At 71.2% G+C, this 26,543-nt stretch carries 24 protein-coding genes; 11 read left to right on the top strand and 13 right to left on the bottom strand.

Going from position 1 to position 26,543, the window contains the following annotated elements:
• Positions 1–10 precede the first annotated feature (10 nt).
• The 7 genes from QQA02_RS07185 to QQA02_RS07155 form a co-directional block, all read right to left on the bottom strand.
• A complete protein-coding gene (locus QQA02_RS07185) occupies positions 11–958 on the bottom strand; it encodes a carbohydrate ABC transporter permease (protein ID WP_502870983.1) in 948 nt (315 codons plus the stop codon).
• Between the two features lie 3 nt (positions 959–961).
• Positions 962–1,807 carry a carbohydrate ABC transporter permease gene (locus QQA02_RS07180; RefSeq protein WP_284774961.1) on the bottom strand — a complete coding sequence of 282 codons (846 nt, stop codon included), beginning with the start codon at positions 1,805–1,807 and terminating at the stop codon, positions 962–964.
• Between the two features lie 15 nt (positions 1,808–1,822).
• Positions 1,823–3,181: an ABC transporter substrate-binding protein gene (locus QQA02_RS07175; protein WP_284863853.1), complete on the bottom strand. Its 1,359-nt coding sequence runs from the start codon at positions 3,179–3,181 to the stop codon at positions 1,823–1,825.
• A gap of 60 nt (positions 3,182–3,241) precedes the next feature.
• The gene (locus QQA02_RS07170; protein ID WP_284774966.1) at positions 3,242–4,516 is read right to left on the bottom strand and encodes a DUF4032 domain-containing protein; all 1,275 of its coding nucleotides are present in this window, start codon (positions 4,514–4,516) and stop codon (positions 3,242–3,244) included.
• A 24-nt stretch (positions 4,517–4,540) separates the two neighbouring features.
• Positions 4,541–5,671, bottom strand: coding sequence for an ABC transporter ATP-binding protein (locus QQA02_RS07165; RefSeq protein WP_284774967.1), 1,131 nt, complete (start codon positions 5,669–5,671; stop codon positions 4,541–4,543).
• Positions 5,672–5,922: 251 nt separating this feature from the next.
• A complete protein-coding gene (locus QQA02_RS07160; RefSeq protein WP_284774968.1) occupies positions 5,923–6,285 on the bottom strand; it encodes an FKBP-type peptidyl-prolyl cis-trans isomerase in 363 nt (120 codons plus the stop codon).
• A 276-nt stretch (positions 6,286–6,561) separates the two neighbouring features.
• A complete protein-coding gene (locus QQA02_RS07155; RefSeq protein ID WP_284774969.1) occupies positions 6,562–7,854 on the bottom strand; it encodes a citrate synthase in 1,293 nt (430 codons plus the stop codon).
• Positions 7,855–8,421: 567 nt separating this feature from the next.
• Between QQA02_RS07155 and serC the strand changes: the two genes are divergently transcribed.
• The 3 genes from serC (at position 8,422) to QQA02_RS07140 (ending at position 11,774) form a co-directional block, all read left to right on the top strand.
• Positions 8,422–9,558: a phosphoserine transaminase gene (gene serC, locus QQA02_RS07150; RefSeq protein ID WP_284863850.1), complete on the top strand. Its 1,137-nt coding sequence runs from the start codon at positions 8,422–8,424 to the stop codon at positions 9,556–9,558.
• A 124-nt stretch (positions 9,559–9,682) separates the two neighbouring features.
• Complete coding sequence (gene sepH, locus QQA02_RS07145; RefSeq protein ID WP_284863848.1) at positions 9,683–10,759, top strand: septation protein SepH; 1,077 nt, start codon at positions 9,683–9,685, stop codon at positions 10,757–10,759.
• A 49-nt stretch (positions 10,760–10,808) separates the two neighbouring features.
• Entirely contained in the window at positions 10,809–11,774 is a 966-nt protein-coding gene (locus QQA02_RS07140) for a DUF6928 family protein (protein WP_284863846.1), read from the top strand.
• 410 nt (positions 11,775–12,184) lie between these two features.
• Here the strand turns inward: QQA02_RS07140 and QQA02_RS07135 are convergent, their stop codons facing one another.
• Positions 12,185–13,231, bottom strand: coding sequence for a putative endonuclease domain-containing protein (locus QQA02_RS07135; protein WP_284863844.1), 1,047 nt, complete (start codon positions 13,229–13,231; stop codon positions 12,185–12,187).
• Between the two features lie 443 nt (positions 13,232–13,674).
• Positions 13,675–14,544: a TrmH family RNA methyltransferase gene (locus QQA02_RS07130; RefSeq protein WP_284774977.1), complete on the bottom strand. Its 870-nt coding sequence runs from the start codon at positions 14,542–14,544 to the stop codon at positions 13,675–13,677.
• A gap of 101 nt (positions 14,545–14,645) precedes the next feature.
• Here QQA02_RS07130 and QQA02_RS07125 point away from each other — a divergent pair, with 101 nt between their 5' ends.
• The 4 genes from QQA02_RS07125 to QQA02_RS07110 all read left to right on the top strand — a co-directional run bounded on the left by QQA02_RS07125 (position 14,646) and on the right by QQA02_RS07110 (position 17,837).
• The gene (locus QQA02_RS07125; protein WP_284863842.1) at positions 14,646–14,903 is read left to right on the top strand and encodes a helix-turn-helix transcriptional regulator; all 258 of its coding nucleotides are present in this window, start codon (positions 14,646–14,648) and stop codon (positions 14,901–14,903) included.
• A 5-nt stretch (positions 14,904–14,908) separates the two neighbouring features.
• A complete protein-coding gene (locus QQA02_RS07120; protein WP_284863840.1) occupies positions 14,909–15,577 on the top strand; it encodes a hypothetical protein in 669 nt (222 codons plus the stop codon).
• 112 nt (positions 15,578–15,689) lie between these two features.
• A complete protein-coding gene (locus QQA02_RS07115; RefSeq protein ID WP_284863838.1) occupies positions 15,690–16,655 on the top strand; it encodes an ABC transporter ATP-binding protein in 966 nt (321 codons plus the stop codon).
• A 3-nt stretch (positions 16,656–16,658) separates the two neighbouring features.
• Positions 16,659–17,837, top strand: coding sequence for an ABC transporter permease (locus QQA02_RS07110; RefSeq protein WP_284863836.1), 1,179 nt, complete (start codon positions 16,659–16,661; stop codon positions 17,835–17,837).
• A 144-nt stretch (positions 17,838–17,981) separates the two neighbouring features.
• Here the strand turns inward: QQA02_RS07110 and QQA02_RS07105 are convergent, their stop codons facing one another.
• Both QQA02_RS07105 and QQA02_RS07100 read right to left on the bottom strand, forming a co-directional pair.
• Positions 17,982–19,460, bottom strand: a complete 1,479-nt coding sequence (locus QQA02_RS07105; RefSeq protein WP_284863834.1) for an NCS2 family permease — start codon at positions 19,458–19,460, stop codon at positions 17,982–17,984.
• 173 nt (positions 19,461–19,633) lie between these two features.
• Positions 19,634–20,338 carry a DUF3027 domain-containing protein gene (locus tag QQA02_RS07100; RefSeq protein ID WP_284774989.1) on the bottom strand — a complete coding sequence of 235 codons (705 nt, stop codon included), beginning with the start codon at positions 20,336–20,338 and terminating at the stop codon, positions 19,634–19,636.
• Positions 20,339–20,454: 116 nt separating this feature from the next.
• Between QQA02_RS07100 and QQA02_RS07095 the strand changes: the two genes are divergently transcribed.
• Entirely contained in the window at positions 20,455–21,279 is an 825-nt protein-coding gene (locus QQA02_RS07095) for a glutaminyl-peptide cyclotransferase (protein ID WP_284774990.1), read from the top strand.
• Positions 21,280–21,702: 423 nt separating this feature from the next.
• Positions 21,703–22,242 (top strand): DUF2771 domain-containing protein, encoded by a 540-nt coding sequence (locus QQA02_RS07090; protein ID WP_284774991.1) that lies wholly within the window; start codon positions 21,703–21,705, stop codon positions 22,240–22,242.
• Between the two features lie 125 nt (positions 22,243–22,367).
• On the opposite strand, the gene QQA02_RS07085 is transcribed toward QQA02_RS07090, so the two are convergent.
• On the bottom strand, positions 22,368–22,745 hold the full coding sequence (locus QQA02_RS07085) for a cold-shock protein (RefSeq protein ID WP_284774994.1): 378 nt from the start codon (positions 22,743–22,745) through the stop codon (positions 22,368–22,370).
• 526 nt (positions 22,746–23,271) lie between these two features.
• On the opposite strand from QQA02_RS07085, the gene QQA02_RS07080 reads away from it, so the two are divergent.
• Complete coding sequence (locus QQA02_RS07080; protein WP_284863831.1) at positions 23,272–23,883, top strand: resuscitation-promoting factor Rpf1 domain-containing protein; 612 nt, start codon at positions 23,272–23,274, stop codon at positions 23,881–23,883.
• A 193-nt stretch (positions 23,884–24,076) separates the two neighbouring features.
• Here QQA02_RS07080 and QQA02_RS07075 read toward each other — a convergent pair whose 3' ends face one another.
• Entirely contained in the window at positions 24,077–24,268 is a 192-nt protein-coding gene (locus QQA02_RS07075; protein ID WP_284774999.1) for a hypothetical protein, read from the bottom strand.
• Positions 24,269–24,335: 67 nt separating this feature from the next.
• Here QQA02_RS07075 and QQA02_RS07070 point away from each other — a divergent pair.
• Positions 24,336–26,543, top strand: a 2,208-nt coding sequence (locus QQA02_RS07070; RefSeq protein ID WP_284863829.1) for a helicase-associated domain-containing protein, incomplete at its 3' end; no start/stop codon positions are given.

The following is a 26,543-nucleotide window of genomic DNA, read 5'->3' as shown; positions in this document are numbered from 1 at the left end:
GGCGCGCCGCTCAGCCCTTCACGGCGCCGGCGGCGACGCCCTCGACGATGTGCTTCTGGGTGGCCGCGTAGAAGATGACGATCGGGATGATCGCGAGCACCAGCATCGCCATCATCGCCCCGAGGTCGCGGTCGCCCTGGGAACCGATGAACTGCTGGATGACCACCGGGATGGTGCGGTACGGCGTGGACAGGCCCACCACCAGGTACGGCAGCAGGTAGTCGTTCCACACCCACATCGCGTTCAGGATGGCCACCGTGATTGCCGTGGGCTTGAGCATCGGCATGACCACGCGGAAGAACGTGCCCAGCGGGGAGCAGCCGTCCATCGTCGCGGCCTCCTCGATCTCCAGCGGGATGGCCTTGATGAACCCGGAGAACATGAACACCGACAGGCCGGAGCCGAAGCCGACGTAGAGCACCACCATGCCCAGCGGGTTGGCCAGGCCCAGCCGGTCGGCGATGACGACGGTGGGGAACATGACCATCTGGAACGGGATGACCATGGAGAAGACGAACAGGTAGTACAGCGTCGAGGTCCACCACGTCTTGACCCGGGTGATGTAGTAGGCCGTCATGGAGCTGAAGAAGACGATGGCGGCGACCGAGGAGATCGTGATCACGAAGGACCAGACGATCGCCCAGCCGAAGCCCTCGCCCTGGATGCCGGTGACGTAGTTGGTCAGCCCGGCCCACATCTCGCCGACGGGCAGCGCGAACGGGTTGTTCGAGATCGCGAAGCGCTCCTTGAAGGAGTTGAGCAGGATGAAGGCGATCGGGGTGAGAAAGACCAGGGTCAGAAAGACCAGCACCGCGTAGATGAGGACCTTGGCGGGGCCGCCGACGCGGGCGGCCGAGCCCGCCGTACCGGCGCCGGCCCCGGCGGGCCCGGTGTCGACGGCCGTCGCAGCGTCGTCGGGCCGCACCGGCCCGGAGGAAGGATTGACTTGGGTGGTCACGGTTTATGCCTCCACTTCCCTGCGCCGGGTGGCGCGCAGCTGGAACATCGCGATGACGACGACCACGACGACGAAGATGACGGCCTTGGCCTGGCCGACGCCCTCGGCGCCAACCCGGTTGAACATCGTCTTGACGATGTTGAGGGCGACCATCTCGGTCTCGCCGCCCGGCGCGCCGTCGGTCAGCGCGAGGTTCTGGTCGAAGATCTTGAAGGTGTTGGACAAGGTGAGAAACAGGCAGATGGTGATCGAGGGCATGATCATCGGGATGGTCACGTGCCGCAGCATCTCCCAGCGGGAGACGCCGTCGATCTCGGCGGCCTCGATCAGCTCCGGCGGCACGTTCTGCAGCCCGGCGATGTAGATGATCATCATGTAGCCGATCAGCTGCCAGTTGATCAGCATGACCAGGCCGGCGTAGCCGAACCGGGAGTCCGCGACGATCGTCTGGTCGTAGTTGGCCAGCACCGCGTTGATCATGGACTGCCAGGTGTAGCCGAGCACGATGCCGCCGATGAGGTTCGGCAGGAAGAACACCGTGCGGAAGAAGTTCGTGCCGCGCAGCTTGCGGGTCAGGGTCCAGGCCACCGCGAAGGCGACGACGTTGACCGTGATGATCGAGACGACGGCGACGAGCACCGTGAACACGAACGCGGAGACGAACCCCTCGCGGGCCTCGAAGGCGCGGGCGTAGTTGTCCAGGCCCACCCAGGAGGCGTCCGTGATCGTGGTGAACTCCGTGAAGGACAGCGCGAAACCGATGACGAAGGGCACCAGGAAGGCGACCAGGAACGCCAGCAGCGTCGGCAGGACGAAGACCGGGAAGTACTTTTTCAGTGCGGTTTGCATTCGAGCGTCAGCCTCCTAGCTCTGCAGGGCGATCTGGTTGGCCATCTCGTACTCCCAGTCGTCCCGGAACCGGTCCACCACGTCCTGCCAGGTCAGGTTGCCCATCGCGTACTGCGCCAGGTTCTGTCCGTAGCGGTCGCGGAAGTTCTGGTTCGGGCTGAACTGGAAGTCCCACGGCAGCGAGTTCGATTTCGGGTCCTGGATCGCAGCCTGGACCTGCTGGGCCAGCGGATCGGCGGGCACCTCGTCGGGCGCGTAGTCGGCGAAGGGGGCGATGAAGCCGAGCTCGTCGACCACCAGCTCCTTGCCACGCTCGGAGAGGAAGAGCCATTCGACGAAGTCCCGGGTGGCCTGCTGGTCCTCGGCGCTGGCGCGGGAGTTGACCGCCAGATAGTTCTCGGTGCCGACGTTGAGGCCGTTGCGCTCCTCGTCGGGCATGCCCATGTACATGGGCATGAACTTGATCTTGTCCTCCTTGATCACGTTGCCGCCCACGCCCGCGATCTGCGACCAGGCCCAGTTGCCGTTCTGCACCATCGCGGCCTTGCCGGTGGCGAACTCCGCCATCGCGTCCGAGGTGGCCCGGCCGGTGGCCAGCGCCGGCGGCACCGTGGAGTTTTCCAGGTACAGGTCGAACAGCTGGCGGAACTGCCTCTCGTAGGTGAACTCCGCCTGCGCCATGTCCGAGAAATCGGAGATGTCGCGGTCGACGATCTCGTAGTGCAGCGGGCCGTTCATCAGGTGGTTGGTCCACCGCCACTCCTCGCCCGGCAGCAGGGAGGTCGAGGCGAAGGCGCCGTCGAGGCCGAACTCGTCCTTGCGGGCCTGCAGGTCCTCGGCGACGGCCTTGAGGTCGTCGAAGCCGTCGATCTCCTCGACCGAGCCCACCGCCGGGTTCGGCGCAGCGAAGTAGCGGTCGAAGATCTCCTCGTTGTAGAGCAGACCGAAGCCCTCGACGGCGAAGGGGAACGCGCGGGCGACCCCTGCGGCGTCGGTGATCGGCTCGACGTCGTCGTTGAGCCCGGTGACCACGCCATAATCGGAGATGTCGGCCAGGTAGTCCTGCCAGATGCCGAAGCCCTCCTGGCCGTTGATCTGGAACAGCGTCGGGGCGTTGGACTTGGCCATCTCGGCCTTGAGGGTCTGCATGTAGGACCCGGAGGCGGCCGTGACCACCTTGACCGGCACGCCGGTCAGTTCCGTGTATTCCTCGGCGATGTCCTCGAACTGCTGGGCCTGCTCGGGCTTGAAGTTCATGTAGTACACGCTCGGGCCGCGGTCTGAGCCGCAGCCCACCAGGGCGGAGGCGGCCAGCGCCGCGACGGCGCAGACGGCCGTCGCGCGCCGGATGCCGCGCGCCAGTGTCGTTCTCATGAAAGGTTCTCGTCCTTTCCGCGGATCGGCTGCTTGCGCAGCATGCATTCGGTTTTCATTCTAGGTCTCATCGCGTGCGCCCCCGTCGGGTTTCAGCCCGCCCGCGTCCCTTCGGCGGGGCAGGTAGACGACCTCCTCGTCGGGGCGCCCGGGAAGCACCGCCCGGAAGTAGGACTCCGCCGCCCGGGCCAGCGGCACGAACCCGCCCTTCTGCTCAGTCAGGAACCAGCGATGGTCGAGGATCTCGTGGAAGATCTGGGCCGGCTCGAGCTTGCCCCACAGCGGCTCCGGGACCAGGCTGACCACCGGCTCGTACTCCTTGACCATCCAGCGGTGCGCGACGTCGGCCAGGGGCAGCCGGCCGCCGTAGCGCACCGCCCGGTAGGCCTCCATCTCCCCCAGCAGCCGCTGCGCCTGCCGGTCCTGGACGTCCAGCCCCGTCAGCGCCTTGAGCTTCCTGCGGTGGAAACCGGTGGAGAACACCGCCGGCTCGAAACGCACGTGGGTGACGTCGCCCTCCTGCTCGATCTCGGCCTCCCCGACGTCGAAGCCCAGTTCGTTGATGCGCCCGACCCGCTCGGCCACCGCGTCGAAGGCGTCGCCCTCGACCTCCAGCTCGCCGACGACGAGCTCCCACAGGTCCGCGTAGATCCCCTCGACGGTGGTGCCCAGGGCGATGACGTCGACGCCCGGGTCGAGCAGTCCGCCGGCCTGCAGGTCCATCAGCTCGCCGATGATGTTGACCCGGGCCAGTTCGACGTCTTGGAGCCTGCGCCCGCGCGAGAGCGGCTCGTGGAACTCACCGGTCTCGGCGTCGACGAGGTACGCGGAGAACTGGTCCGCGTCGCGCCGGAACAGGGTGTTCGACAGCGAGACGTCACCCCAGTAGAAGTTGAGCAGGTGCAGGCGCACCAGCAGCACCGCCAGGGCCCGCACCAGCTTGCTGACGGTGTCCGCGTCGAGCTCTCGGGAGAAGACGTCGCGGTACGGCAGCGAGTAGCGCAGATGCTCGGTGACCAGACACGGGGTCAGCTCCTCGCCGTCGGCGTCGCGCCGCTGCGCGATCACGGCGACCGGTTCCACGCACGGCACGTCCAACCGCCGCAGGCGACGCAGGGTGCGGTACTCGTGCCAGGCGGCGTGCGCGCCGATCTCCTTGACCGCGAGCACCAGTCCCTCGGAGCGCACCAGGCGCACGGTGTGCCGGGAGATGCCGCGGGGCAGGGCGGCCAAGAGGTCCGCACCCCACTGCGCCAGCGGCCGGGACCAGGGCAGCCGCAGCAGCGCCGACGCGTAGACCGGGGACTGGACGTTCAGTTTCTCCCGCTGCGGCACCCGCTCTCGCCTCCTCTCCGGCCCTCAGAGGCGCCGGCCGGTCGCCCGGGAGAAGGCGTGCAACCCGCCGTCCTTGATCCGGGCGTGGATCACGTCGCCCTCGCGGACGCCGGACATCGGCGGCGTGCGCACGACGATCTGGCCCGGGTTCGAGTCCTCGTCGCCGCGGCCCGCGTCGCGCCAGCCGCCGCCGGCCAGGTGGCCGTAGACGTAGGAGTCGGAGCCGAGCTCCTCGACGAAGTCGACCTCCACCGGGATGGTGTGCTCCGCCTCCCCGTCGACCAGCTCGAGGGCCTCGGGCCGGAAGCCGAGGATGATCTGGCCGCCGTCCTCCGCGGTCACCCCGTCGAGCACCGCGGGGTCGAGCGGGATGCTCGCCCGGCCCATGCGCGCGGCGCCGGCGGCGGCGTCGACGTCGAAGGTCGCCAGATTCATCGCCGGGGAGCCGATGAACCCGGCGACGAAGACGTTGACCGGCGCCTGGTAGAGCTCGCGCGGGGTGCCCACCTGCTGGAGGACGCCGAAGTTCAGCACCGCGATACGGTCGCCCATGGTCAGCGCCTCGGTCTGGTCGTGGGTGACGTAGAGCGTGGTGACCCCCATGCGACGCTGCAGGTTCGCGATCTGGGTGCGCGTCTGCACGCGCAGCTTCGCGTCGAGGTTGCTCAGCGGCTCGTCCATGAGGAAGACCTGGGGCTCGCGCACGATCGCCCGACCCATCGCCACGCGCTGGCGCTGCCCGCCGGACAGGGCCTTGGGCTTGCGGTCGAGGTACTCGGTCAGGTCGAGGGTGGTGGCGGCCTCCTCGACGCGGCGGTTGATCTCGTCCTTGGCCACGCCGGCGATCTTCAGGGCGAAGCCCATGTTCTCGCGCACCGTCATGTGCGGGTAGAGGGCGTAGTTCTGGAAGACCATCGCGATGTCGCGTTCCTTGGGCGAGGCGTCGGTGACGTCCCTCTCGCCGATGAGGATGCGCCCCTCGTCGGTGTCCTCCAGGCCCGCGAGCATGCGCAGGGCGGTGGACTTGCCCGAGCCCGAGGGGCCGACTAGCACGAGGAACTCCCCGTCGGCGATGTCCAGGTTCAGCTTGTCGACGCTCGGTTTCTTCGCGCCGGGATAGATCCGGGTTGCCCGGTCAAACGTCACAGACGCCATTGTTCGCTCCTCCATCGGCAGGTACGTGCCGAACGATCCGTTGTGGGGGTGGAATGCGGCGGATGCGCCACACCTCCATTAAACACGCTTGCGGCCCACCGGCGGCCCGCTCCCGCCCCAGGCGCCCAGGCGGGGGAGGGACGCCCGCCGCGGGCCCGCACGGCGAGAAGCCCGCCGTCCCCGGGAGACCGGGGCCGGCGGGCAGGCGACCGCGCGAGTGGTGTGGCGCGATGGAGTGGCAGCCGCGGCCGCTACTGCACGACGTCCAGCAGGTCGATGACGAAGACCAGCGTGCGCCCGGAGAGCGGGTGCCCGCCGCCCGCCGGACCGTAGGCCTTCTCGGGCGGGCAGATCAGGCGGCGGCGACCGCCGGCGCGCATGCCGGGGATGCCCTCCTTCCAGCCGTCGATCAGCCGGTCGAGAGGGAACTCGATGCTCTGCTTGCGGTCCCAGGAGGAGTCGAACTCCTCACCGGTCTCGAAGTCGACCCCCACGTAGTGCACCTCCACGGTGTCGCCGGCCTGGGCCTGCGCGCCGTCACCGACCGTGACGTCCTCGATGACCAGGTCCTCCGGTGCCGGACCCTCGGGCACGTTCACGTCGGGCTTCTCCATGGGTGATGCATTCTCCTTCATCGGGGGCAGTGTCCGGCCGCTGCACGCCGCCTGGGAGGCGGCGGAGGGCCATCGGCGTGCATTATATGCGAAACGATAGATCATACGCCTGTCTGGCGAGCCTAACCCGCACCCCGCCCCGGCGCGAAAACGGCGGCGCCGGCCCCACGGCGAAACGGCCCCCACGCCGCCACCCCACCCACGCAAAAGCCGCGCCACCCGGGCGGGTGGCGCGGCCGTCGGAAATCGAAGGGCGGTGTCAGCCGCCCGCCGCAACTAGCGCTGGTCGCGCGGGGTGACCTTGCGCAGGGTGTGGCCCGTGTAGATCTGACGCGGGCGGTTGATCTTGGAGTTCATCTGCAGCTGCTCGCGGTAGTGGGCGATCCAGCCGGGCAGACGACCGATGGCGAACAGGACGGTGAAGAAGTCCGTCGGGAAGCCCATGGCGCGGTAGATCAGGCCGGTGTAGAAGTCCACGTTCGGGTAGAGCTTGCGGGAGATGAAGTAGTCGTCCTTGAGGGCGATCTCCTCGAGCTCCATGGCCAGGTCCAGCAGGTCGTCGCCGCCGAGGTGCTCGAGCACCTCGTGGGCGGTCTCCTTGACGATCGCGGCGCGCGGGTCGTAGTTCTTGTACACCCGGTGGCCGAAGCCCATCAGGCGGACGCCCTTCTCCTTGTTCTTCACGCGGTTCATGAAGTCGGTCGCGTCGCCGCCGTTGTTGTTCTTGATATCCTCGAGCATCTCGAGGACGGCCTGGTTGGCGCCGCCGTGCAGCGGCCCGGACAGGGCGTTGATGCCGCCGGCGATGGCGACGAAGAGGTTGGCCTGGGCGGAGCCGACCATGCGCACGGTCGAGGTGGAGCAGTTCTGCTCGTGGTCGGCGTGCAGGATGAGCAGCTTGTCGAGGGCCTTGACCATGACTGGGTCGACCTCGTAGGGCTCGGTCGGGTAGCCGAACATCATGCGCAGGAAGTTCTCGCGGGCGTTCAGCGAGTTGTCCGGGTACATGTACGGCGCACCCTTGGAGGCGCGGTAGGCGTAGGCCGCCAGCATCGGGACCTTGGCCATCAGGCGTACGGTCGCCTTGTCCAGCTGCGCCTCGTCGAGCGGGTCGAGCTGGTCCTGGTAGTAGGTCGACAGGATGTTGACCGAGGAGGCCAGCACGGCCATCGGGTGGGCGTTGCGCGGGAACACGTTGAACTGGGCCTTGAAGTCCTCGTCCAGCAGCGTGTGGTGGCGGATCTCGTTGGAGAAGTTGCGCAGCTGCTCCTCGTTCGGCAGCTCACCCTTGATCAGGAGGTAGGAGACCTCGTTGAAGGTGGCGTTCTCGGCGAGATCGGCGATGTCGTAGCCGCGGTAGCGCAGGATGCCGTTGGCGCCGTCGATGTAGGTGATCTTCGACTCGGTGGAGCCAGTGGAGACGTAGCCGGGGTCAAAGGTGGTGAAGCCGGTCTCGCTGAGCATCTTGCCCAGCTCGATGCCCGAGTTACCCTCGGTGGCCTGCTTGATGCTCATCTCGTACTCCCCGCCGGGGTAGTGGAGCACGGCCTTGTCGTTTTCAGTAGCCACTGTGAACCTTTCTCGGTTTTGTCGTTGACCTTCACGGACCCTTCTCCGGGCCTCATGGCGGAACTTCAGCGGTGTCCGCCACGGCGCCCCGGCCGGGGGGTTGAACCCGACCGTGAGGCACCGTCACCGTCACGCCCCACCTTAAAGGCGGGGTGTCGCGTGGACCACCGTCGCGGCCCCGCTGAGGGCTGGGCGACTGTAACGGCCTCACCCGAAACAGTACACGCGTACCGCGGCGCACACCCGGGGTCGGGGGCGTCCCGGGCCACGGTGGTCGACCGTTGCTCCGGCACACCCGGAGGCACCCCGGAGATCGGGGTGCGGACCTGTGATGAGCGCACCCACAGTGTACGTCCAGTTGTGACAGACACAACATTTCCGACGCCGCCGGGGGTGGCGCATTGCCCCCGTTTTCGGGGCCCTCCCCGTCGCCGGCCACTCCCCCGCCGCCGCTCAGACCCACCACAGTCCCCCTCGCACGGCCGGGGCGATACAGTGAGATCTCCGGGAGACTCCCCGGCCGAGAAGGAAAAGCCCCAGAGCACACCCAGAGAAAAGGTGACCTCAATGTCCGAGACCCCGTTCACGCTCGCCCCCGAGCTCATCCCCTCCGACGGCCGCTTCGGCTGCGGCCCGTCGAAGGTCCGCCCCGAACAGATCCAGGCGATCGTCGACGGCGCGAGCACCGTGATCGGCACCTCCCACCGCAAGCCCGGCGTCAAGGACGTCGTAGGCTCCGTCCGCTCCGGGCTGGCCGACCTGTTCTCCCTGCCCGAGGGCTACGAGATCGTGCTCTCGCTGGGCGGCGCCACGGCGTTCTGGGACGCCGCGACCTTCGGGCTGATCGAGAAGAAGTCCGGTCACCTCTCCTTCGGCGAGTTCTCCGGCAAGTTCGCCAAGGCCTCCGCCCAGGCGCCGTGGCTCGACGAGCCCGAGATCCTCGAGGCCGAGCCGGGCACCGCCCCGACCCCGCAGGCCTTCGAGGGCGCCGACGTCATCGCCTGGGCCCACAACGAGACCTCCACCGGCGCGATGGTGCCGGTCACCCGCCCCGAAGGTTCCGAGGGCTCGCTGGTCGTCGTCGACGCCACCTCCGGCGCCGGCGGCCTGCCGGCCGAGATGGACCAGGTCGACGTCTACTACTTCTCGCCGCAGAAGTGCTTCGCCTCCGACGGCGGGCTGTGGCTGGCCGCGATGAGCCCGGCCGCCCTGGAGCGCATCGAGCGCATCGACGCCTCGGACCGCTTCATCCCGGCCTTCCTGAACCTGCAGACCGCGGTGAACAACTCGCGCAAGAACCAGACCTACAACACCCCGGCCGTGGCCACCCTGCTGATGCTGGACAACCAGATCCAGTGGATGAACGCCAACGGCGGCCTGGCCGGCATGGTCGAGCGCACCACCGCCAACTCCTCGGTCATCTACGACTGGGCCGAGTCCCGCCCGGAGGCCACCCCGTTCGTGTCCGACCCGGCCGCCCGCTCGCTGGTCGTGTGCACCGTCGACTTCGACGAGTCCGTCGACGCCGCCGAGGTGGCCAAGGTGCTGCGCGCCAACGGCATCCTGGACACCGAGTCGTACCGCAAGCTCGGCCGCAACCAGCTGCGCATCGGCGCCTTCCCGACCATCGAGAAGGACGACATGGTCACCCTGACCCGCGCCCTGGACGCCGTGCTCGACGCGGGCGTGGCCGCCGCGAAGTAGCCGCCGCCCCACCCGCCGCGGGGACCTCCCCGCTAACACACCGGCGCGCCGTGACCTCCCAGGTTGCGGCGCGCCGCTGCGTTACAGTGGAAAAGGACATTCTGGCCCCGTCAAAGGAGAGCGCATGCGCGAGCTGTACCTCGTTCCCGGTGAGTCCTCGGACACCTCCCTGGTGCTGTCCGACGCGCCGGAGCAGTCGGAGGAGGCCGCCCGCTTCCGGGTGACCGTCACCGACGAGCTGCGCGCGCTCCTGCACCCCGGCGCCGAGGCTTCGATTGACGACGCCGCGCCGGCCGACGCCGGCGGGTCCGACACAGCGGGTGCGTCCCCCGCCACCCCGCTCTTCGCCGCCGCCGGAGAGCCCGGCGACGACTCCGACGGCTCCGCCACGGAGGCGGCGGAGCCCGCCCACAGTGCGGGACACGCGACGGGGGCCGACGGGGCGTCGGCAAGCAACCGCGGCAAGGAGCCGGACCCGCGCCTGTCCGCGCCGCTGACCATGCGCCCGCGCGAGATCCAGGACCGCGTGCGCGGCGGCGCGACGATCACGGAGCTGGCCGACGAGATGGGCGTGGCCGAGTCCCGCATCGAGCCCTTCGCCCACCCGGTGCTCCTCGAGCGCGCCCGCATCGCGGAGCTCGCCCGCGGCTCGCACCCGGTGCGCGACGACGGCCCGGCCAAGCTGCCGCTCTCCGAGGTGCTGGCCACCGCCTTCGCCGCCCGCGACATCGACCCCGCGGGTGCGGAGTGGGACGCCTTCCGCGACCACGACGGCCAGTGGGTCGTGGCCGTGTCCTGGCAGACCGGCATGACCGACCACCGCGCCGAGTGGACCCTGCAGGACCACATGACCAGCTCCTCGACGACGGTCGCGCGCAACGCCACCGCCGCCGAGCTGACCGACCCCGAGTCCGCCCGCCCGGTGCGCACGCTCACCCCGCTCGACGGTGGGGCCGGCGACCAGGGCTTCGACGACCACGAGGAGGCCGTCGGCGCCCCGGAGGACCGCGATGGGCACGACGCCGGCCCAGCCGACGCCGAGGCGGAGGACCGCCCGGAGGGGGCCGACGAGGAGGACTCCTTCCTGCGCCACCCCGACTCCGAGGACAAGCCGAGCAAGCGCCGCCGCCGGGCCGTGACCCCGCACTGGGAGGACGTGCTGCTCGGGGTGCGCGCCAACACCAAGCGACCCCGGAAGTAGACCGGGCCGGGACCACGGGATAACCACCACGGGATAGGCGGAAACCACGATGACGATGTTCGGAATCACCCCCGGGGATCCCGGGGACGGCTACGCCGCGGCCGGCGGCGACCGCTACGCCGGCTTCTTCGACCAGAAGCCCATCAGCGCGGCCGTGACCCTGTGGTTCGTCACCGACGGGGAGCCCGGGCACGTCGCCCGCGTGCTCGCCCCCGAGCCGAAGGCCGACCGCGGCTTCGGGCGCAAGTACCTCGCCCAGCTGCGGCCCTCCTGGCCGGTGACCTCGATCGGGCGCTTCCCTCTGCACCGCTCGGCGCCCGCCGGCCGCGGCGAGTTCTACATCGCCGCCTTCCCCGGAGTCACCGTGGTGCAGACGCTTCTCGACGGCGTGCAGAAGATCTCCGCCGTCGACCCCGAACTGCGCGCCAGCCGGCCCGCCCGCGACATCTACGCCTTCGCGCGCAACACGGACGCCGACTTCGGCGGCTTCGCCCACTGGCGCGACGGGGAGATTGTGCGCGCCTTCTCCGCGCTGCGCGAGGGCGTCATCGAGGACATCGGACTGCCCGAGCCCTTCGAGGGGCCCTTCTGGGCCGGCGAGCACGGCGAGCAGCTCGGCGGCATCGCGCTGCCCTTCGACCCGGTCGAGCTGGCCGCTGCCGCCGAGAGCGCCTGGCTGGGCGTCGACTTCGGGCCCGGCGGTCCGGACGTCAACGTCGCGGCCTTCGCCGTGGACGGGCGCAAGGAGCCCCGCGTCGACGAGGAGCCCGCGCCCCGGCGGCGTACCCACGGCGAGCTGGCCCACGAGGCCGCGACCGCGCTGAACCTGGGGCCCGAGGTCTCCTACGACGACTACGAGGACCACTCCGAGGAGCCCAGCCAGGGCGAGGAGTTCGCGCGGCTCGCGGAGGCCGCGGCCGCCGCCGGTCGGCGGGTGGGCCGGAGCATCCGCCGCACGGCGCGGAGCTGGGGCTCGCGGATCAACGAGGCGATCCGCCACTCCGACCGCGGATAGAGACGGGGCGGGCCGCGTGTGGGGTCCGGGGGCCGGGCGGGGTCCGGGTGGGGCAGGGCGGAGCCGGGCGGGGTCCGGGTGGGGGGCCGGGTGGGGTCCGGGTGGGGACCTCAGCATTGATGCTGGTCAGCGACCTCGTTCGTGCTGGTCAGCGGCTCCCCAACCTCGGGCTCGACCCGCTTGCCCCGCTGATGTCGCCGATTCCCCGGCCGATGTCAGAGTGTGCGACCGCGGCGTCGCACACTCTGACAGCACGATTTTGACCGAGCCTCTGACCTGCGGCTTTTCGCGTAACGGTCGTGTGACCGTCACGGTGTGCGACTCTCCCGTCGCACAATCTGACACCACCCCGACGCCCGCACCGCTCCAGCACCATCCCGGCACCAGAGCCGCCGGGCAGCCATCCCGCCTCACCCGGCCCGCGGGCGCCCCGCCGCCGACTCGCACAGCGCCGTGAACCGCCTCACCAGGTCACCGGTGTCCCGGACCATGCCCGCGGAGACCCGCAGCACCATCCGCCCGGCGGCCAGCAGACTCGCGGTGATCTTCGCGTCCCGGTCGCGCCGCCGCCGCTCCAGGTGATTCCCGCCGTCGTAGTAGACGGCCACGCGGAACTCGACCGATCCCAGGTCGAGCACGGTCATGCAAGGCTCGTCGGGCCCCACCGGCGAACCGTCCTCACCCAGCCGGATCTGCGAGCGCAACGCGATGCCGTGGCCCCGCACGATCGGATCCACGATGAGCGGGGTCAGGGTCTCCCACCCGGAGTCGGCACTCGGGTCGCTGAGCTTGAGCGCCTTGGCGAGCTCCCTGTTGTGCACCAGCCCGGCACACCCCTCCCGCACGTCCGCGGCACTCAGCACGAAGACCCGCCGGAACCGGTCAATGACCTGCACCGCACGCACCCGCTCCCCGGCGAGACCGGGGATGGCCGGCACGTCCCAGGCATGCCGGCCGGATAGCGCCTCCCGCACACAGGTACCGAGCGCGTACATCGGCGGCACGACCGCCACGGCAAGCCCCCGGTGCCGGGCCTGCCAGGCCTCGACCGGGTTGCGCGGCCGGATCAGCCGCGGTTCCTGAGGATCATCCGGACCGCGGCTCCGACTCCGCGTCAGCAGCTGGGTGTCCGCCCCGTCGCTGAACTCCGGGATGCCGAGCAGCGCGGCGGCCGCCCACCCGGTGACCACCGCACCCGGGTTCTCCCGCGCGTGAGCCAGCGCCCGGGTGGCCGCCCCGGCGGGATACCGCCAGCCGCGCGGGTGCCGGGCGGGCTCGCTGTCGACCAGCCAGTCCGGCTTCATGTCCCCGCGGGTGATCGCGTGTTCCCGGGAGACCCGGTGGTAGCGGGCGAGGAGCTCGGCGGTGACGGTGTCCTCGGAAAGCGACACCCGGAGCAGCTCCGCGGTGTGCCGCCGCACCGGCGACAACCCGATCGGCTCCGGGAAACTCTCCACGCGCAGGACTCCCCCGGCGGCGAAGGCGACCGCGCTCTCCGTGTTGAACCTCCCGGTCCGCCTCACCTCCGCCGCGATGGTCCACCGCAGGCGTCGGTCAATCTCCGCTCCCCCGTACATCTCTCCCCTTCCCCGCCGAGACCTTCCCCGCCGGCTCCTTCCCCGCCGAGTCTTTCCCCGCCGGTCACGCCCGGCCACCCCGCGCGGTCCGCGGACGACAGTCGCCTCACTCTCTTAGACCGCGCGGGGCACCGTCCCGCTCCCGACACCGCAGAATTGACGGCGCCCCGCCCCCCCCCAAAAAAAAGAGGCGCAGGCCACCGCCCGCCGACGCCCCCGCGCGCCCCGTCCCCGGCGCGCTCCCGTCGGCACACCACGGGCCCAGCGTGCCTCACCCCCCCCAGTGCGCCCCGGCAGCAGAGGCGACTCAGGCCCCGGGCCGCTCAGCTCCGCCGCACGCCGGGGAAGCCGAGCGAGCGGTCGCGCTCGTAGAAGGCGACGGCCGCCGAAGTCGCCACGTTCAGCGAGTCGGTGCCCGGCGCCATCGGGATGCGGGCGCGCACGTCCGTGGCACGCATGGCGTGCTCGGTGAGCCCGGGTCCTTCCGCACCGACCAGGAGGGCCACGCGCTCGTAGGCGTCGCCCGCGGCGTCGGCAAGCGCCTCCGGCAGGACCACCGCGCCCGGGTCCGGGGTCAGCGAGACCAGGCGGAAGCCGGCCGCGCGCAGCTCCTCGAGGCGGCGCTGCCAGGTGGTGTGGGTGCCGCCGAGGTGCACGAACGAGGTGCGCAGCACGTGTCCCATGCTCACGCGCACGCTACGCCGGTAGAGCGGGTCGGCGCAGCCGTTGCCGAAGATGACGGCGTCGACGCCCATGCCGGCGGCGTTGCGGAAGATCGCGCCGATGTTCTCGTGGTCACCCACGCCCTCGAGCACGACGACGGTGCGCGCGCCGGCGAGCGTCTCCTCGAGGCCGGGCTCGGGCGCGCGGTCGGCGGCGGCGAGCAGCCCGCGGTGCATGTCGAAGCCGGCGACTTCGCGCAGCGTCTCGCGGGTGACCTCGTAGACGGGCAGGTCTTCCGGCAGATCGGGGTGGTCGGTGAGGAAGCCTGCGAGCCGGTCGGGGAAGCCGACGAGGCAGCGGGCCGGGAAGCGGCTTTCCAGCAGGCGCTCGCAGACCAGGGGCCCCTCGGCGATAACCAGGCCCTTGCCGCCGGGCAGGTCGGGGCGGGAGTCGGAGTGGTTGAGGTCACGGACGTCGTCGAGACGCGGATCCGCGGGGTCGTCGATGCGCACGGGGGTGGGGCCAGTCATGGCGCCCAAGATACCCCGGGAGATTTCCGACGCCGCGCGTTCCCCGACGAATTTGTTGCCACCCGTTGACAGGCTGTTGGGTTTATGCAACACTTTGAGTCATGTCCCCAAGAAAAAGGGCCGAACGGCCAATCTACAACCGGATGCGGGTGCTGCGCGCAGAACGGGACATGACGCGCGCCCAGCTCGCGGAACTGATCGAGGTCAACCCCCAGACCGTCGGCGCGCTCGAGCGCGGGGACCACTACCCCAGCCTCGATCTCGCCTTCCGGATCTGCGAGGTTTTCGACCTGCCCGTCGAGGCGGTCTTCTCCCGCAAGGAATTCAGCTACCTGTCCCACGACGTCTACGGAAGGTGAGAGGCATGTCCCACCCCACGAAACCGTCCCAGTTCCAGCAAAAGTCCCCGTACCAGCAACCGTCCACCGGGGCGACCACCACCGCAACCGCCCCGGACCCGCGCGCGGCCCACCACGCCGAGCGCGAGCGCCGCCGCGTCGAGAGCTGGCGCCGCCGGGTCGAGCGGCAGCCCCGCTTCGAGAAGCTGCGCAAGCCGCGTGCGACCCGTACGCTGATCGCGATCTACCTCGGCGGCATGGCCGTCGCCTTCGCCGCTTTGCCGCTGTCCCTCTCCTTTACCCGCGACAGCGGGCCCGACAACTTGAACTTCAGCTTTCTGGGGCTCTACCTCGTCGGCTGGCTCGTGAGCTGCATCGCCTGGACCGTCCTGCGCTGCACGATCGACATCAAGGACACCGCACCGGACTCCGCCCTCGACGAATACGAGGCCGAGGTGCTCGCGCGCTGGCGCCGGACCGGCTTCCAGGCCCTCCAGTGGACCACTCTGGTGGTCGCCTTCGCGATCATGTTCATCGGCAGTTGGGTGCCCCAGATCTCCCCCGCAGACAGCGTCCTGATCATCGGCGGCCTGACGCTCCTCTTCGTCGTCACCGCCTGTTCGACACTGCCGGCCGTCGGCTACGCGCTGACCTTCAACGCCTCCGAGGACGCGGCGCCGGAGCCGGTGGACTAGCACACGGCGCGCGCCACGCGGCCCCACGACGTAACGTCAACACCACAGAACCCGACCGCCCCACCCACCACAGCCCCAACCCCCGTCCACCCACGAGACGACCGGAAAGACCGTGAGCACCCTAGAGATAGACAGCCTTACCAAGCGCTACGGCGGCAACCTCGCCCTGGACAACCTCAGCTTCACCGTGCCCGCCGGCAGCCTCTACGGCTTCGTCGGCTCCAACGGCGCCGGCAAGTCGACCTGCATGCGCATCGCCCTCGGCGTGCTCGAGGCTGACTCCGGCGAGGTCCGCGTCGACGGCCGCCCCGTCGACGACGCCGTGCGCCGCACCATCGGCTACATGCCCGAGGAGCGCGGCCTCTACGACAAGGAACCCATCGGCGAGCAACTCGCCTACCTCGCGCGCCTGCACGGCGTCGGAAAGCAGGCCGCACAGGCCAACACCGAGGCTCTCCTCGAGCGTCTCGGCCTGGCCGAGCGCGCCGGCGACAAGCTCAACACGCTCTCGCTGGGCAACCAGCAGCGCGTGCAGCTGGCCGCCGCGCTCGTGCACGACCCGGAGATCCTCGTGCTCGACGAGCCGTTCTCCGGCCTCGACCCCGTCGCCGTCGACGTGATGGCCGAGCTGCTGCGCGAGTACGCCGAGCGCGGCGCCCCCGTCGTGTTCTCCTCGCACCAGCTCGACCTGGTCCAGCGCCTGTGCGACCGGATCGTCATCATCACCGACGGCCGCCGCCGCGCCGAGGGCACCGTCGCCGAGCTGCGCGACGCCGGCCCCGTGCTCTTCGAGGTCACCGTGGGTGCGCCCCCGATTGACGACGCCGCGCCCGCCCCCGCGGGCGGTTCCGTCCCGGTGGGTGCCGCGCCCGACGCCGCGCCCGGGGCCGCGAAGCCTGCGTGGCTGCCGGAGGGCTGCCGCCTGGTCGAGCGCCACGGCGACACGCTGCTGGTGGAGGTGGACTCCGCCGCGCGCGACCAGGAGCTCCTGCGCGCCGCGCTGGGCGCCGGGCCCGTGCACTCGTTCACCCGGCACCGTCCCGACCTGACCGAACTGTTCCGAGAGGTGGTGGCGTAGGCCATGAGCTACTCCCCCATGAACGCGGTGACCACCGTCGCCGCCCGAGAAGTACGCACCACCATGCGCAGCAAGGCGATCCTGATCTCGCTGGCGGTGATCCTCGTGGTCACCGTCGCGGGCATCGGCCTCGGCGCCTGGTTCATGGACCGCTCCGACGGGGGCACCGTCGACGTCGCCGTGGCCGGCGAGGTGGAGCCGGACGCCTTCGCGGCGGCCGGCGAGGACGTCAACGCCTCGGCCGCGGCCGACCGCGACGCCGCGGCCGCCGCCGTGGAGGACGGCGACGTCGACGCCGCCTTTGTGCTCAACCCCGACGGTTCCGGCGAGCTGATCGCCGAGGGCACCCCGCCGGCCGAGCTGAGCCAGACCGCGAGCGCCTTCCTCGAGCAACACGCGCTGGGCCAGGCACTCGAGGCCTCCGGGGCGGACCCGCAGGCCTTCGCCCAGGCCTTCCAGCCCGGCGCGCTCGAGGTCACCGACGTCGACGCCGACGCCCTCGGCACGAACCCCTCGATGCTGGTGACCGTGATGCTCGGCGTCGTGGTGATCATCTTCCTGGTCTTCCTCTTCGCCGGCATCCTCGGCGGGCGTGTGACCGAGGAGAAAGCCTCGCGCATCGTCGAGATCATGCTGGCCACCGTCCGCCCGATCGAGCTGCTGGCTGGAAAGCTGCTGGGCAACCTCATCGTGGGGGTCATCGGCGCGGCGCTCTTCCTCGCCGCCGGCGGCGTCGCCCTGGCGGTGACGGGCCTGGCCGAGGACTTCGACTTCGACTGGTCGGTGCTGCCGATGCTGATCGTCTGCTTCATCCTCGGCATGCTCTTCTTCGGCAGCCTCTACGCCGCGGCTGGATCGCTCGTCGCGCGCAGCGAGGACATCCAGAGCACGCAGATGCCGATCATGATGCTGATGTACGTCGCGATCTTCGCGCCGACCTTCGGGCTGAACAACCTGGACTCGACGCTGATGCAGGTGCTCTCCTGGATCCCGCCGTCCTCGCTGACGGTCGCGCCGCTGCAGCTGGCCGCGGGCAACTGGTCCGGCTGGCAGGTCGCGGCCTCGCTGGCGGTCTCCGCGGTCATCACCGCGGGCATCCTGGCGCTGGTCGCGCGCATCTACCGCAACGCGATCCTGCGCAACGGCCAGAAGGTCTCCTGGATGGCCGCCATCAGGGGTTAACACCCCCGAAGTGGGGCCTCACCGGTCCCCGCGCATGCGAAGAGGGCCCCGGCGACAAGCCGGGGCCCTCCTCTCGTGTCCGGTGCGTCCCGGGGTGCGGGGTGAGTCCCGCACCGCTCGGTCCGCGCCGGAGACACGCGCCGATCAGGCGATGGCGTTCATGATCGGGTCGATGCCGAAGTAGGCGACGAAGAGCACGGAGACCAGCCACATGATCCAGTGGACCTCGCGGGCTTTGCCGCGGGCGACGGCCATGAGGGTGAACATGATGAAGCCCACGCCGATGCCGTTGGCGATCGAGTAGGTGTAGGGCATCACGACGATGGTCAGGAAGGCCGGCAGCGCGATGTCGAAGCGCGACCACGGGATGTCGGTGACCTGGGCCATCATCATCGCGCCGACGATGACGAGCACCGGTGCGGCCGCCTCGATCGGCACGACCTCGTAGAGCGGGGTCAAAAACATCGCGGCCAGGAAGACCAGGCCGGTGACCACGTTGGCCAGGCCGGTGCGCGCGCCGTCGCCCACGCCGGCGGCCGAGTCCGCGAAGACGGTGTTCGAGCTCGCCGAGCACGCGCCGCCGACGATGGCGCCGGTGCCCTCGACGACCAGGGCCTTCTTCAGGTCCGGCAGGTTGCCGTGCTCGTCGACCAGGTCGCCCTGCTTGCCCAGGGCGGTCATGGTCCCCATGGCGTCGAAGAAGTTGGCCAGCACCAGGGTGAAGACCAGCAGCGTGGCAGCCAGGGCGCCCACGCGGGTGAAGGCACCGACCGGGTCGACGTCACCGACGATCGACAGGTCGGGCAGCCCGCCCAGCGAGTCCGGGATGCCTGGCACGGCCAGCGACCAGCCGCCCTCGTTCTCCGCAGAGGAGCCCGCGCCGACGACCGCCTCGACGACCATGGCCAGCACGGTCGTGGCGACGATGCCGATGAACAACCCGCCGCGGACGTTGCGCACCACCAGCGCGCCGCAGATGATCACGCCGATGACGAAGACGAGCGTCGGGAAGGTGCCCACGGAACCGCCGTCGCCGAGTGAGACCGGCACCGTCGTGTGCGCCGCGTCGGGAACCCGGGTGACGAAGCCGGCGTCGACCAGGCCGATCATCGCGATGAACGCGCCGATGCCCACGCCGATGGCGGCCTTCATCGGCGCCGGGATGGCGTTGAAGACGGCCTCGCGGAAACCGGAGATGGCCAGCAGGACGATGACGATGCCGTCGACGACGACCAGGCCCATCGCCTCGGGCCAGGTCAGGCCCTCGCCGGCGACGAGGGTGACGGCGACCATCGTGTTGATGCCCAGGCCCGCGGCGATGCCGAAGGGGTAGCGGGCGATCAGGCCGAAGGCGATGGTCATCACGCCGGCGGCCAGCGCGGTGGCGGCGGCGACCTGCGGCACGCCCAGGGTCGTGCCCTCGATGTCCTCGGTGGTGCCAAGGATCAGCGGGTTGAGCACGATGATGTAGGCCATCGCGAAGAAGGTGACCACGCCGGCGCGGACCTCGGTGCCGATGGTCGAGCCGCGCTCGGAGATGTGGAAGTACCGGTCGAGGAAGCCTGCGGCCCCGCCGGTGTTCGGCGGGGCCGTCTCGCCGGCGGGGGATGCCGTGGAGCTCATGGAGAAGCCATCCGTTTCTCAAGAATTCAGCGTTTTGACAGAGTCAGGGTGGCACTGAGATCGGTCCCGGCGCAAATGAGCGCGCCCCAGGCCACGCGGCCGCGGCGCGCGCGTCGCCGGCGAGGTGTGCGGGCGGGAACCGCACACCGCGAGGGGCGCGGCGTCGGCAAGCGTCAGTAGACGGGACGCTCGTCGTCGAAGGCGGGCATGCCCGCGGTGTGGTCGCCGCCGGCCGGCGGGGTCTCGGAGTGGGCGCCGCAGCCCGCGGCGGCATGCACGAGCCGGCCGTCGGCGGCGAACTCGTTGGTGCAGGCGCCGAAGTTCTCCAGCGGCTCGCCGCAGGGCACGTAGAAGGCACAGGTGCGGCAGTGCAGGTGCGCCTCGCGGGCGAAGTCTCCGTCCGGGCCGAAGTCCCCGGCGCGCCAGCGGGCGGTCGCACCCGCCAGGCCCTCGCGGGAGAGCCAGTACCGGCGGCCCCTGGCCGCGCGGCCGCGGGAGGCGTCGGAGGCCCGGGTCGCCGAGCGCGAGGGGTCCTCGGTCAGGCGGGGATCCCCCGGCTCCGGCGGCATGACCGTGCCGGGCTCGAGATCGCCGGGGCGCACGCGCTCGGCCCACGGCACCCACTCCGGGGCCTGCAGGGCGTCGCCGGACTGCGAGGGCACCAGGGAGACCTCGTTGACGGTCACGTAGGTCGAACCGGCCGCGCAGGCCACCACGGCCTGCCACTCCCAGCCGGAGTAGCCGGGGACGTCCGCGGCGAACCGGTGCACGGCCACGTGCCCGTCGCCCGCCTCGGCCAGCCGGTGGGCGCCCAGGTGCGCCCCGACGCGGCCGGCCTCCATCTCCTCGACGGCGTCCCGGGCCACGTCACGGGCCACCCGACTCAGGGTCGGGTCCGCGCCGGCGCCCCTTCCGCCGCCGCGACCGTTCTTCTGTCCGTTCCTGTAGTGACCCACCTGTCCCATTATCCCCGGGCTGGTGCATGATGGACAACATGGCTCACCGCTTCCCCCGCCGCCTCGTGCGGACCGCAGCCGTCCTGACCAGCCTGACCGCCCTGGCAGCGGGCACCGCCGCCTGCTCGGACGACGTCGAGACCCCGCTGGCGGCCAACACCGGCCCCGAGCACCTGCGCGCCGAGGTCGTCGACATGCTGCCCTTCGACGAGGATTCATTCACCCAGGGCCTCGAGGTCGACTCGCGTGGCCACCTGCTGGTGAGCACCGGGCTGCAGGGCCAGTCGCGGATCTACCGCCGCGAGCTCGACGGCGACGAGGTGCAGTCGGTGGACCTCGACCCGGAGTTCTTCGGCGAGGGCATCACCCAGTCCGGCTCGAACCTGTGGCAGCTGACCTGGCACGACGGCGTGGCCATCCGGCGCGACGCGCAGACCCTCGAGGAGACCGGGCGCTTCGACTGGCCCGGCGAGGGCTGGGGCATCTGCTCGCTCGACGACCAGACCCTGGTCGCCTCCGACGGCAGCTCCCGGGTCCGCCTGCTGGACTCGCGCGACCTGACCGAGGTGGGCCACGCCACCGTCGGCGGCGACGACCCGGTCGAGGGCCTCAACGAGCTCGAGTGCGTCGAGGGCGAGGTCTACGCCAACGTCTTCCAGACCGACCGGATCGTCGGCTTCGACCCGCACACCGGCAGCCTGACCGCGGACATCGACGCCTCGGGGCTTCCCAACAACGCCGAGCCGAACGTCGACAACGTGCTCAACGGCATCGCGCACAAGCCGGCCTCGGATCACTTCTACCTGGCTGGCAAGCGGTGGCCGGACCTGTACGAGGTGCGTTTCGTGCCGCAGGATTCCTAGCGGGCCCGGGTTTCGGGGGCTCGGGGTTTGGGTTTCGGGGTTTGGGTTTCGGGGCTTGGGGGCCGGGTTTCGGGGGCTCGGGGGCTGGATCCGGGGCGGGCTCGGGCCGGGTTTTCCGGCGCTCCCGGGCGTTCCGGCGCTCCCGGGCGTTCCGGGCTCTGCGGCGCACGGTTTTACCGACCCGGGGTCGGTAGCCAAATTTCGTCACTCCGCTGACCTGCAATGACGCGGTGACGATTTCGGGTTTACCGACCCGCACCCGGTAAAACCCGATGCCGAGGCGCCCCGGCACCCGCCCAGGCCGACCCAGACACAGGCCGCGACGGCCCCGACACCCGTCCAGGCCGACCCAGGCACAGGCCGACCCCGCTCCGCCACAGCCTCCCCCGGCCGGCCACGACTCCGCCGGTAGGATGAGACCTCATGGCCCCCCGCAAAGAAGCGAAACGTCGCAGCCTCCTACAGTTCCTGGCGCTGATCATCGCCGTGGTGATCGTGCTCGTCGGCGTCTACCTGGGCCAGCGCTGGTGGAGCTCGCGTCCCGGCCCCGAGCCGCAGGACGTCACGGTGACCGCGACCGTCGGCGACACGGAGACCGAGGTCTCCCCCTACGCCGTCTGCGAGCTCGACCAGGAGGACTGCCCCGAGGGCGAGATCGCGCGCGTGCCGGTCCCCGCCGACGGCGAGGTGCGCCTGAAGATCCCGAACGCGATCCACGACCACAACTGGCAGCTGCTGCAGATTTACGACGACCCCGCGGCCAACGAGGAGCGCAGCTTCGGCGCCTACGACGAGGACTCCGTGACCGTGCAGGGCTCGGTGGACCCGGTCGAGGAGGGCGAGAACGCCCCGCGGCCGAAGCTGACGGTCCTCGAGATCCACTCGGTGATGATCGGTACCGACGACGCCGGTGAGGAGACCCCGAAGGCGACCGTCTGGTCGCTGGACACCACCGCCGAGTAGGCGGCGCCCCGGAGCCCCGGCCCCGACTCCCCCGAGCCACGGTCGCCGAACCCCTGAACCCCGCGCCGCGAGGCCCGAGCCATGTGGCCCGGGCCCCGCGGCGTCTTTTTTATCTGTCCCCTTGGTTAACCGTCGAGTTCGTCTGCGACCGCGCGCAGGATGCCCGCGACCTGCCGGCCGGTCCTGCGCTCCGGGTAGCGCCCCGAGCGCAGCCCCGGCTGAACCCCCTCCAGCAGCGTGATCAGGTCGGAGACCATGCTGCCCAGCTCCTCGGCGGAGCGGCGGTGGCGGCGGACCTTCGGCGGGTCGAGCAGCGCCACGCGCAGCGCCTGCGGGCCACGGCGGCCCGAGGCGACGTCGAACTCGATGCGCTGGCCCTTGTGCAGCTCCTCGACGCCCTCGGGCAGGACGTGACTGCTCAGGTAGACGTCCTCGTAGCCCGGATTCGACGCGAAGCCGAATCCCTTGTCCGCGTCATACCACTTGACCTTGCCCACGGGCATGTCGTTGACCTTCCTGTCTCCTCCGGTCGCGGCGACGGTCTCCCCTGCCGCGGCACCGGCGCCCCGTCCGTGGGGCCTGTCTGAACCGCCCGATTTTACACCTCCCGGGACCCATGGCCCAGTCCGAGCGGGGGCGCGGTTCCAGGCACACCACCCCACGAGTGACATAGCTCATAGCTAGTAACCGTCACGCCTCTGACCTGGCCCTGTGACAGATGTTGTCGCCTCATCGGCCCCAGAAGAGTCACGGATCGGCCAATAACGTGACACAAACGTTACAAACCGTTACTCTCTTGAGTCATGCACCGCACGACGCGGTTCCCCCGTTCCATCTGAACCCTGTCCGGACGGGAAACCCCACTCGTGCCCGGCCCGACGCCCACAGGAGCGTCGCGGTCAGCGTGCACCACGAACTTGGACCCGATTCACCGAGGACAATCTCATCGACGGACAGGGACCGCCCACGGGCGACCGGGCAACCGGGCGCGGGGCGGGACGATGGACGACGAGAGGATACATCGAATTCATGGGACGCCACTCCAAGAACTCCACCTCCCTGTTCACCAAGCTCGCCGCCGGCACCGTCGCTGTGGGCGCCGCCAGCGCGATCCTCGCGCCGAGCGCCTCCGCCGCCCCGGACTCCGACTGGGACCGTCTGGCCCAGTGCGAGTCCGGTGGTAACTGGTCGATCAACACCGGCAACGGCTACCACGGGGGTCTGCAGTTCAACCCGGGCACCTGGGCCGCCCACGGTGGCACCCAGTACGCCGCGACTGCCGACCAGGCCTCCCGCGAGCAGCAGATCGTCGTCGCCGAGCGCGTGCTGGCCTCCCAGGGCTGGGGCGCCTGGCCCGCCTGCTCCGCCAAGCTCGGCCTGAACTCCGCGCCGACCGACCGCACCGCCCCGGCCCCGCAGCCGGCCGCCGCCGCTGCCCCGGCCGCCAACTCCTCCTCCGACGAGCTGGCCGTCGACGCCCTGTACAACCAGATCGTGTCGACCCTGTCCTCCTACGGCATCGCCGTCCCGGAGCAGGTCCACGCCTTCTATCAGGCCAACCGCCACGACTTCCAGGCCTTCTACGCCGCCAACGCGGAGACGATCGCCCAGGTCAACGCCGTCGCCGGCACCAACCTCTAAGAGGTTTTCCGGCCTCGATTTCCGACGGGCCCCGCACCATCACCGGTGCGGGGCCCGTCGCCGTATGCGCGCCGCCGCGCCCTGGCGGGCGCTCCACACACAGCGAAACGCCGCGGCCCGTGCGATGCGGGCCGCGGCGTCGCAGCACAAAGTCGCCGCACGAGTTCTCACCCGCGCGGCGGACGCGGAGGTGTCAGCGGTTGATCCGCGTGTAGGGGTGCACGTAGCCGATCTCCTCGGCCGGGCGCGGGAGCACGAGGTCGTCGCCAAAGGGGCTGGACGCGCCCGCGACCTGGGAGACGAGCTCGGTGACCGGGTGGTCGTCCTCGTGGGCGAGCTCGGGCCAGGAGGGGTTGACGTGCGCCTTCTTCTCAACGTTAGCCATGCGCCCCATTCTGCCACGTCAGATGCGTACGGGGTTAGCCCGAGCGGCGATTATGATGGTCAGGACGATGAATCCATCCGAAAGTTCGCCCACGTCCGCCACACCCGCCGAACGCTTCGGTGACTGGTTGGCCGGTCTCGACGACGCCGCGCTCACCCGCCTGCTCGAGCTCCGCCCCGACGCCGCGGTGCCGCCCCCGCCGAACACCCAGGCGCTGGCCACCCGGCTGCGCATCACCGGCTCGGTCGCGCGCGCCGTCGCCGAGCGCACCGCCCTCGAGCTCGCCGTCTGCGAGTCGGCGGCTGCCCTGGGCGCCGCGACCGCGCCCGTGGCCGCCGCGGACGTTCTCGCCCCGCTTCCCGACGCCGCGGTCGCCGCCCGTGCGCTCGAGACGTTGCGCTCCGCCGGGCTGATGTGGGGCCCCGACGACGGCGTGCGGCTGCTGTCCGAGGTGCCGGCCGCGCTGCCGGACGGGCTGAGCCTGCTCGAGGAGGCCCACTCTCCCGCCGACCCGCAGGCCGTGCACGAGGCGCTGGAGACACTGCCCGACTCCGCGCGCGCCGTGCTGGACACGCTGGCGCGCACCGGCGGGGTGGGGCTGACCCGCGACGCCGCCCCGGACGCGGACCCGACCCGCCCGGTGCCCCGGCTGCTGGCCGAGGGCCTTCTCTCCCGCGTCGACGCGCGCACCGTGCGCATGCCGCGGGTGGTGCGCGACGCGCTGCGCGAACGCCCGCACACCGCGGTACCGCTGACCGACCCGCTGGCCGGGCTGCGCGCCACCGACGCCGCCACCGACGCCGCCACCGAAGCCGACACCGACGCCGACATCGACACCGACGCCGCCACCGAAGCCACAGCCTCCGACGACCGCGCCGACCGCGAGGCCACCGGCCAGGGGCTGGAGGCCGTGCGCCTGATGGACCGCCTCATCGAGGTCCTCGGCGCCGAACCCGGCGAGCTGATCCGCTCCGGCGGGCTGGCCGTGCGCGAGCTGCGCCGTCTGTGCGCCGCCCTCGACTGCGAGCAGGACGCCCTGATCCGCCTGGCCGGCACCGGCGTCAGCGCAGGCCTGCTCGCCTGCGCGCGCCCCGACCGCGACGACGCCGCGGACCCCGCCGAGCCCGCGGGCCCGGTCTTCGCGCCGACGCCGCTGGCCGAGGAGTGGGCCGAGGAGGGCCTGGCCGCCCGCTGGGCCCGCCTGGTCACCGGCTGGCGCGGCGCCACCCTGGCCCCCTGGGCGGTCACCGGCTCGGTGCACCTCTTCGAGGAGGCCTCGCACGCGCCGGGCCTGCCCGCCGCGCGCCGCCTCGTGCTCGCCCCGTACGCCGAGGTCGCAGGCAACACCGCGCTGAGCCCGCGGACCGCGTGGGCGGCCGCCGTCTTCGACGCCCCGCTGGCCGCCCTGCGCGTGCCCGCCGCCGCCCGCGACGAGGTGCTCGCCGGCGCCCGCTTCTTCGGCCTGCTCGCCCGAACCACCGGGACCGAGCGAGCCGACGAGGCCGACCGCGCCGCCGGCCTCGGCCGCGTGGCGCTGACCGGCGCCGACGCCGGGGAGCTCACCGAGGCCGCCGCCGGACTGGTCCCCGACACCGTCGAGGCCGTCATCGTGCAGGCCGACATGACCGTGCTGGCCCCGGGCCCGCTGCCGGCGAAACTGGCCAACCGGCTGACCCGCTTCGCCGACCTCGAGTCGCCGGGGCTCGCCGCCGTCTACCGGCTCAGCGCCGACAGCATCCGCCGCGCGCTCGACGCCGGCGACTCCGCCCAGGACATCGCCGCCTTCTTCACCGACCACGCCCTCGGCGAGGTGCCCCAGGGCGTGCGCGTGCTAGTCGAGGACGTCGCCCGCGCCCACGGGCACCTGCGCGGCGGCCCGGCCGGCTGCTACCTGCGCTGCGATGACCCCGACCAGCTCGCCGCGGCCGCCGGCACCGACGCCGCCCGTTCGGTCGGCCTGCGTCTCATCGCGCCGACGGTCGCGGTCTCGCCGCGCCCGCTCATCGAGGTCATCGGCGCCCTCCAGGCGGCCGGCGTGCACGCCGTGGCCGAGGACGCCGCCGGCCGCTCCGTCGACATCCGCCCCGACCCGGTGCGCGTCACCCCACCGCGCAAGCGCCGCACGCGCCGCCGCTCCCCCGCGCCCGCAGCCTCCGGCGTGGACCGCGCCGAACGGGCCCGGACCGCCGTCGCCGCCCTGCGTCGCGCGGAGGTCACCGCCCCTGGTTCGCTTGACGACGCCGCGCGTGCCGACGCCGCGCGCACCGGCGCCGCA

It is taken from the genome of Corynebacterium sp. MSK006, assembly GCF_030232385.1.
GTDB classification, from domain to species: domain Bacteria; phylum Actinomycetota; class Actinomycetes; order Mycobacteriales; family Mycobacteriaceae; genus Corynebacterium; species Corynebacterium frankenforstense_A.
Note: the sequence above shows the minus strand (reverse complement) of the source record. Positions and strands in the feature narration are given on the sequence as shown.

Excerpts from the sequence above, each read along its gene's own strand:
- QQA02_RS07095 (WP_284774990.1), top strand. The coding sequence starts at position 20,455 with ATGGCTCACCGCTTCCCCCGCCGCCTCGTGCGGACCGCAGCCGTCCTG.
- QQA02_RS07080 (WP_284863831.1), top strand. The coding sequence starts at position 23,272 with ATGGGACGCCACTCCAAGAACTCCACCTCCCTGTTCACCAAGCTCGCC.
- QQA02_RS07160 (WP_284774968.1), bottom strand. The coding sequence starts at position 6,285 with ATGGAGAAGCCCGACGTGAACGTGCCCGAGGGTCCGGCACCGGAGGAC.
- serC (WP_284863850.1), top strand. The coding sequence starts at position 8,422 with ATGTCCGAGACCCCGTTCACGCTCGCCCCCGAGCTCATCCCCTCCGAC.
- QQA02_RS07125 (WP_284863842.1), top strand. The coding sequence starts at position 14,646 with ATGTCCCCAAGAAAAAGGGCCGAACGGCCAATCTACAACCGGATGCGG.
- QQA02_RS07175 (WP_284863853.1), bottom strand. The coding sequence starts at position 3,181 with ATGAGAACGACACTGGCGCGCGGCATCCGGCGCGCGACGGCCGTCTGC.
- QQA02_RS07105 (WP_284863834.1), bottom strand. The coding sequence starts at position 19,460 with ATGAGCTCCACGGCATCCCCCGCCGGCGAGACGGCCCCGCCGAACACC.
- QQA02_RS07090 (WP_284774991.1), top strand. The coding sequence starts at position 21,703 with ATGGCCCCCCGCAAAGAAGCGAAACGTCGCAGCCTCCTACAGTTCCTG.
- QQA02_RS07120 (WP_284863840.1), top strand. The coding sequence starts at position 14,909 with ATGTCCCACCCCACGAAACCGTCCCAGTTCCAGCAAAAGTCCCCGTAC.
- QQA02_RS07130 (WP_284774977.1), bottom strand. The coding sequence starts at position 14,544 with ATGACTGGCCCCACCCCCGTGCGCATCGACGACCCCGCGGATCCGCGT.
- sepH (WP_284863848.1), top strand. The coding sequence starts at position 9,683 with ATGCGCGAGCTGTACCTCGTTCCCGGTGAGTCCTCGGACACCTCCCTG.
- QQA02_RS07140 (WP_284863846.1), top strand. The coding sequence starts at position 10,809 with ATGACGATGTTCGGAATCACCCCCGGGGATCCCGGGGACGGCTACGCC.
- QQA02_RS07180 (WP_284774961.1), bottom strand. The coding sequence starts at position 1,807 with ATGCAAACCGCACTGAAAAAGTACTTCCCGGTCTTCGTCCTGCCGACG.
- QQA02_RS07075 (WP_284774999.1), bottom strand. The coding sequence starts at position 24,268 with ATGGCTAACGTTGAGAAGAAGGCGCACGTCAACCCCTCCTGGCCCGAG.
- QQA02_RS07085 (WP_284774994.1), bottom strand. The coding sequence starts at position 22,745 with ATGCCCGTGGGCAAGGTCAAGTGGTATGACGCGGACAAGGGATTCGGC.
- QQA02_RS07165 (WP_284774967.1), bottom strand. The coding sequence starts at position 5,671 with ATGGCGTCTGTGACGTTTGACCGGGCAACCCGGATCTATCCCGGCGCG.
- QQA02_RS07110 (WP_284863836.1), top strand. The coding sequence starts at position 16,659 with ATGAGCTACTCCCCCATGAACGCGGTGACCACCGTCGCCGCCCGAGAA.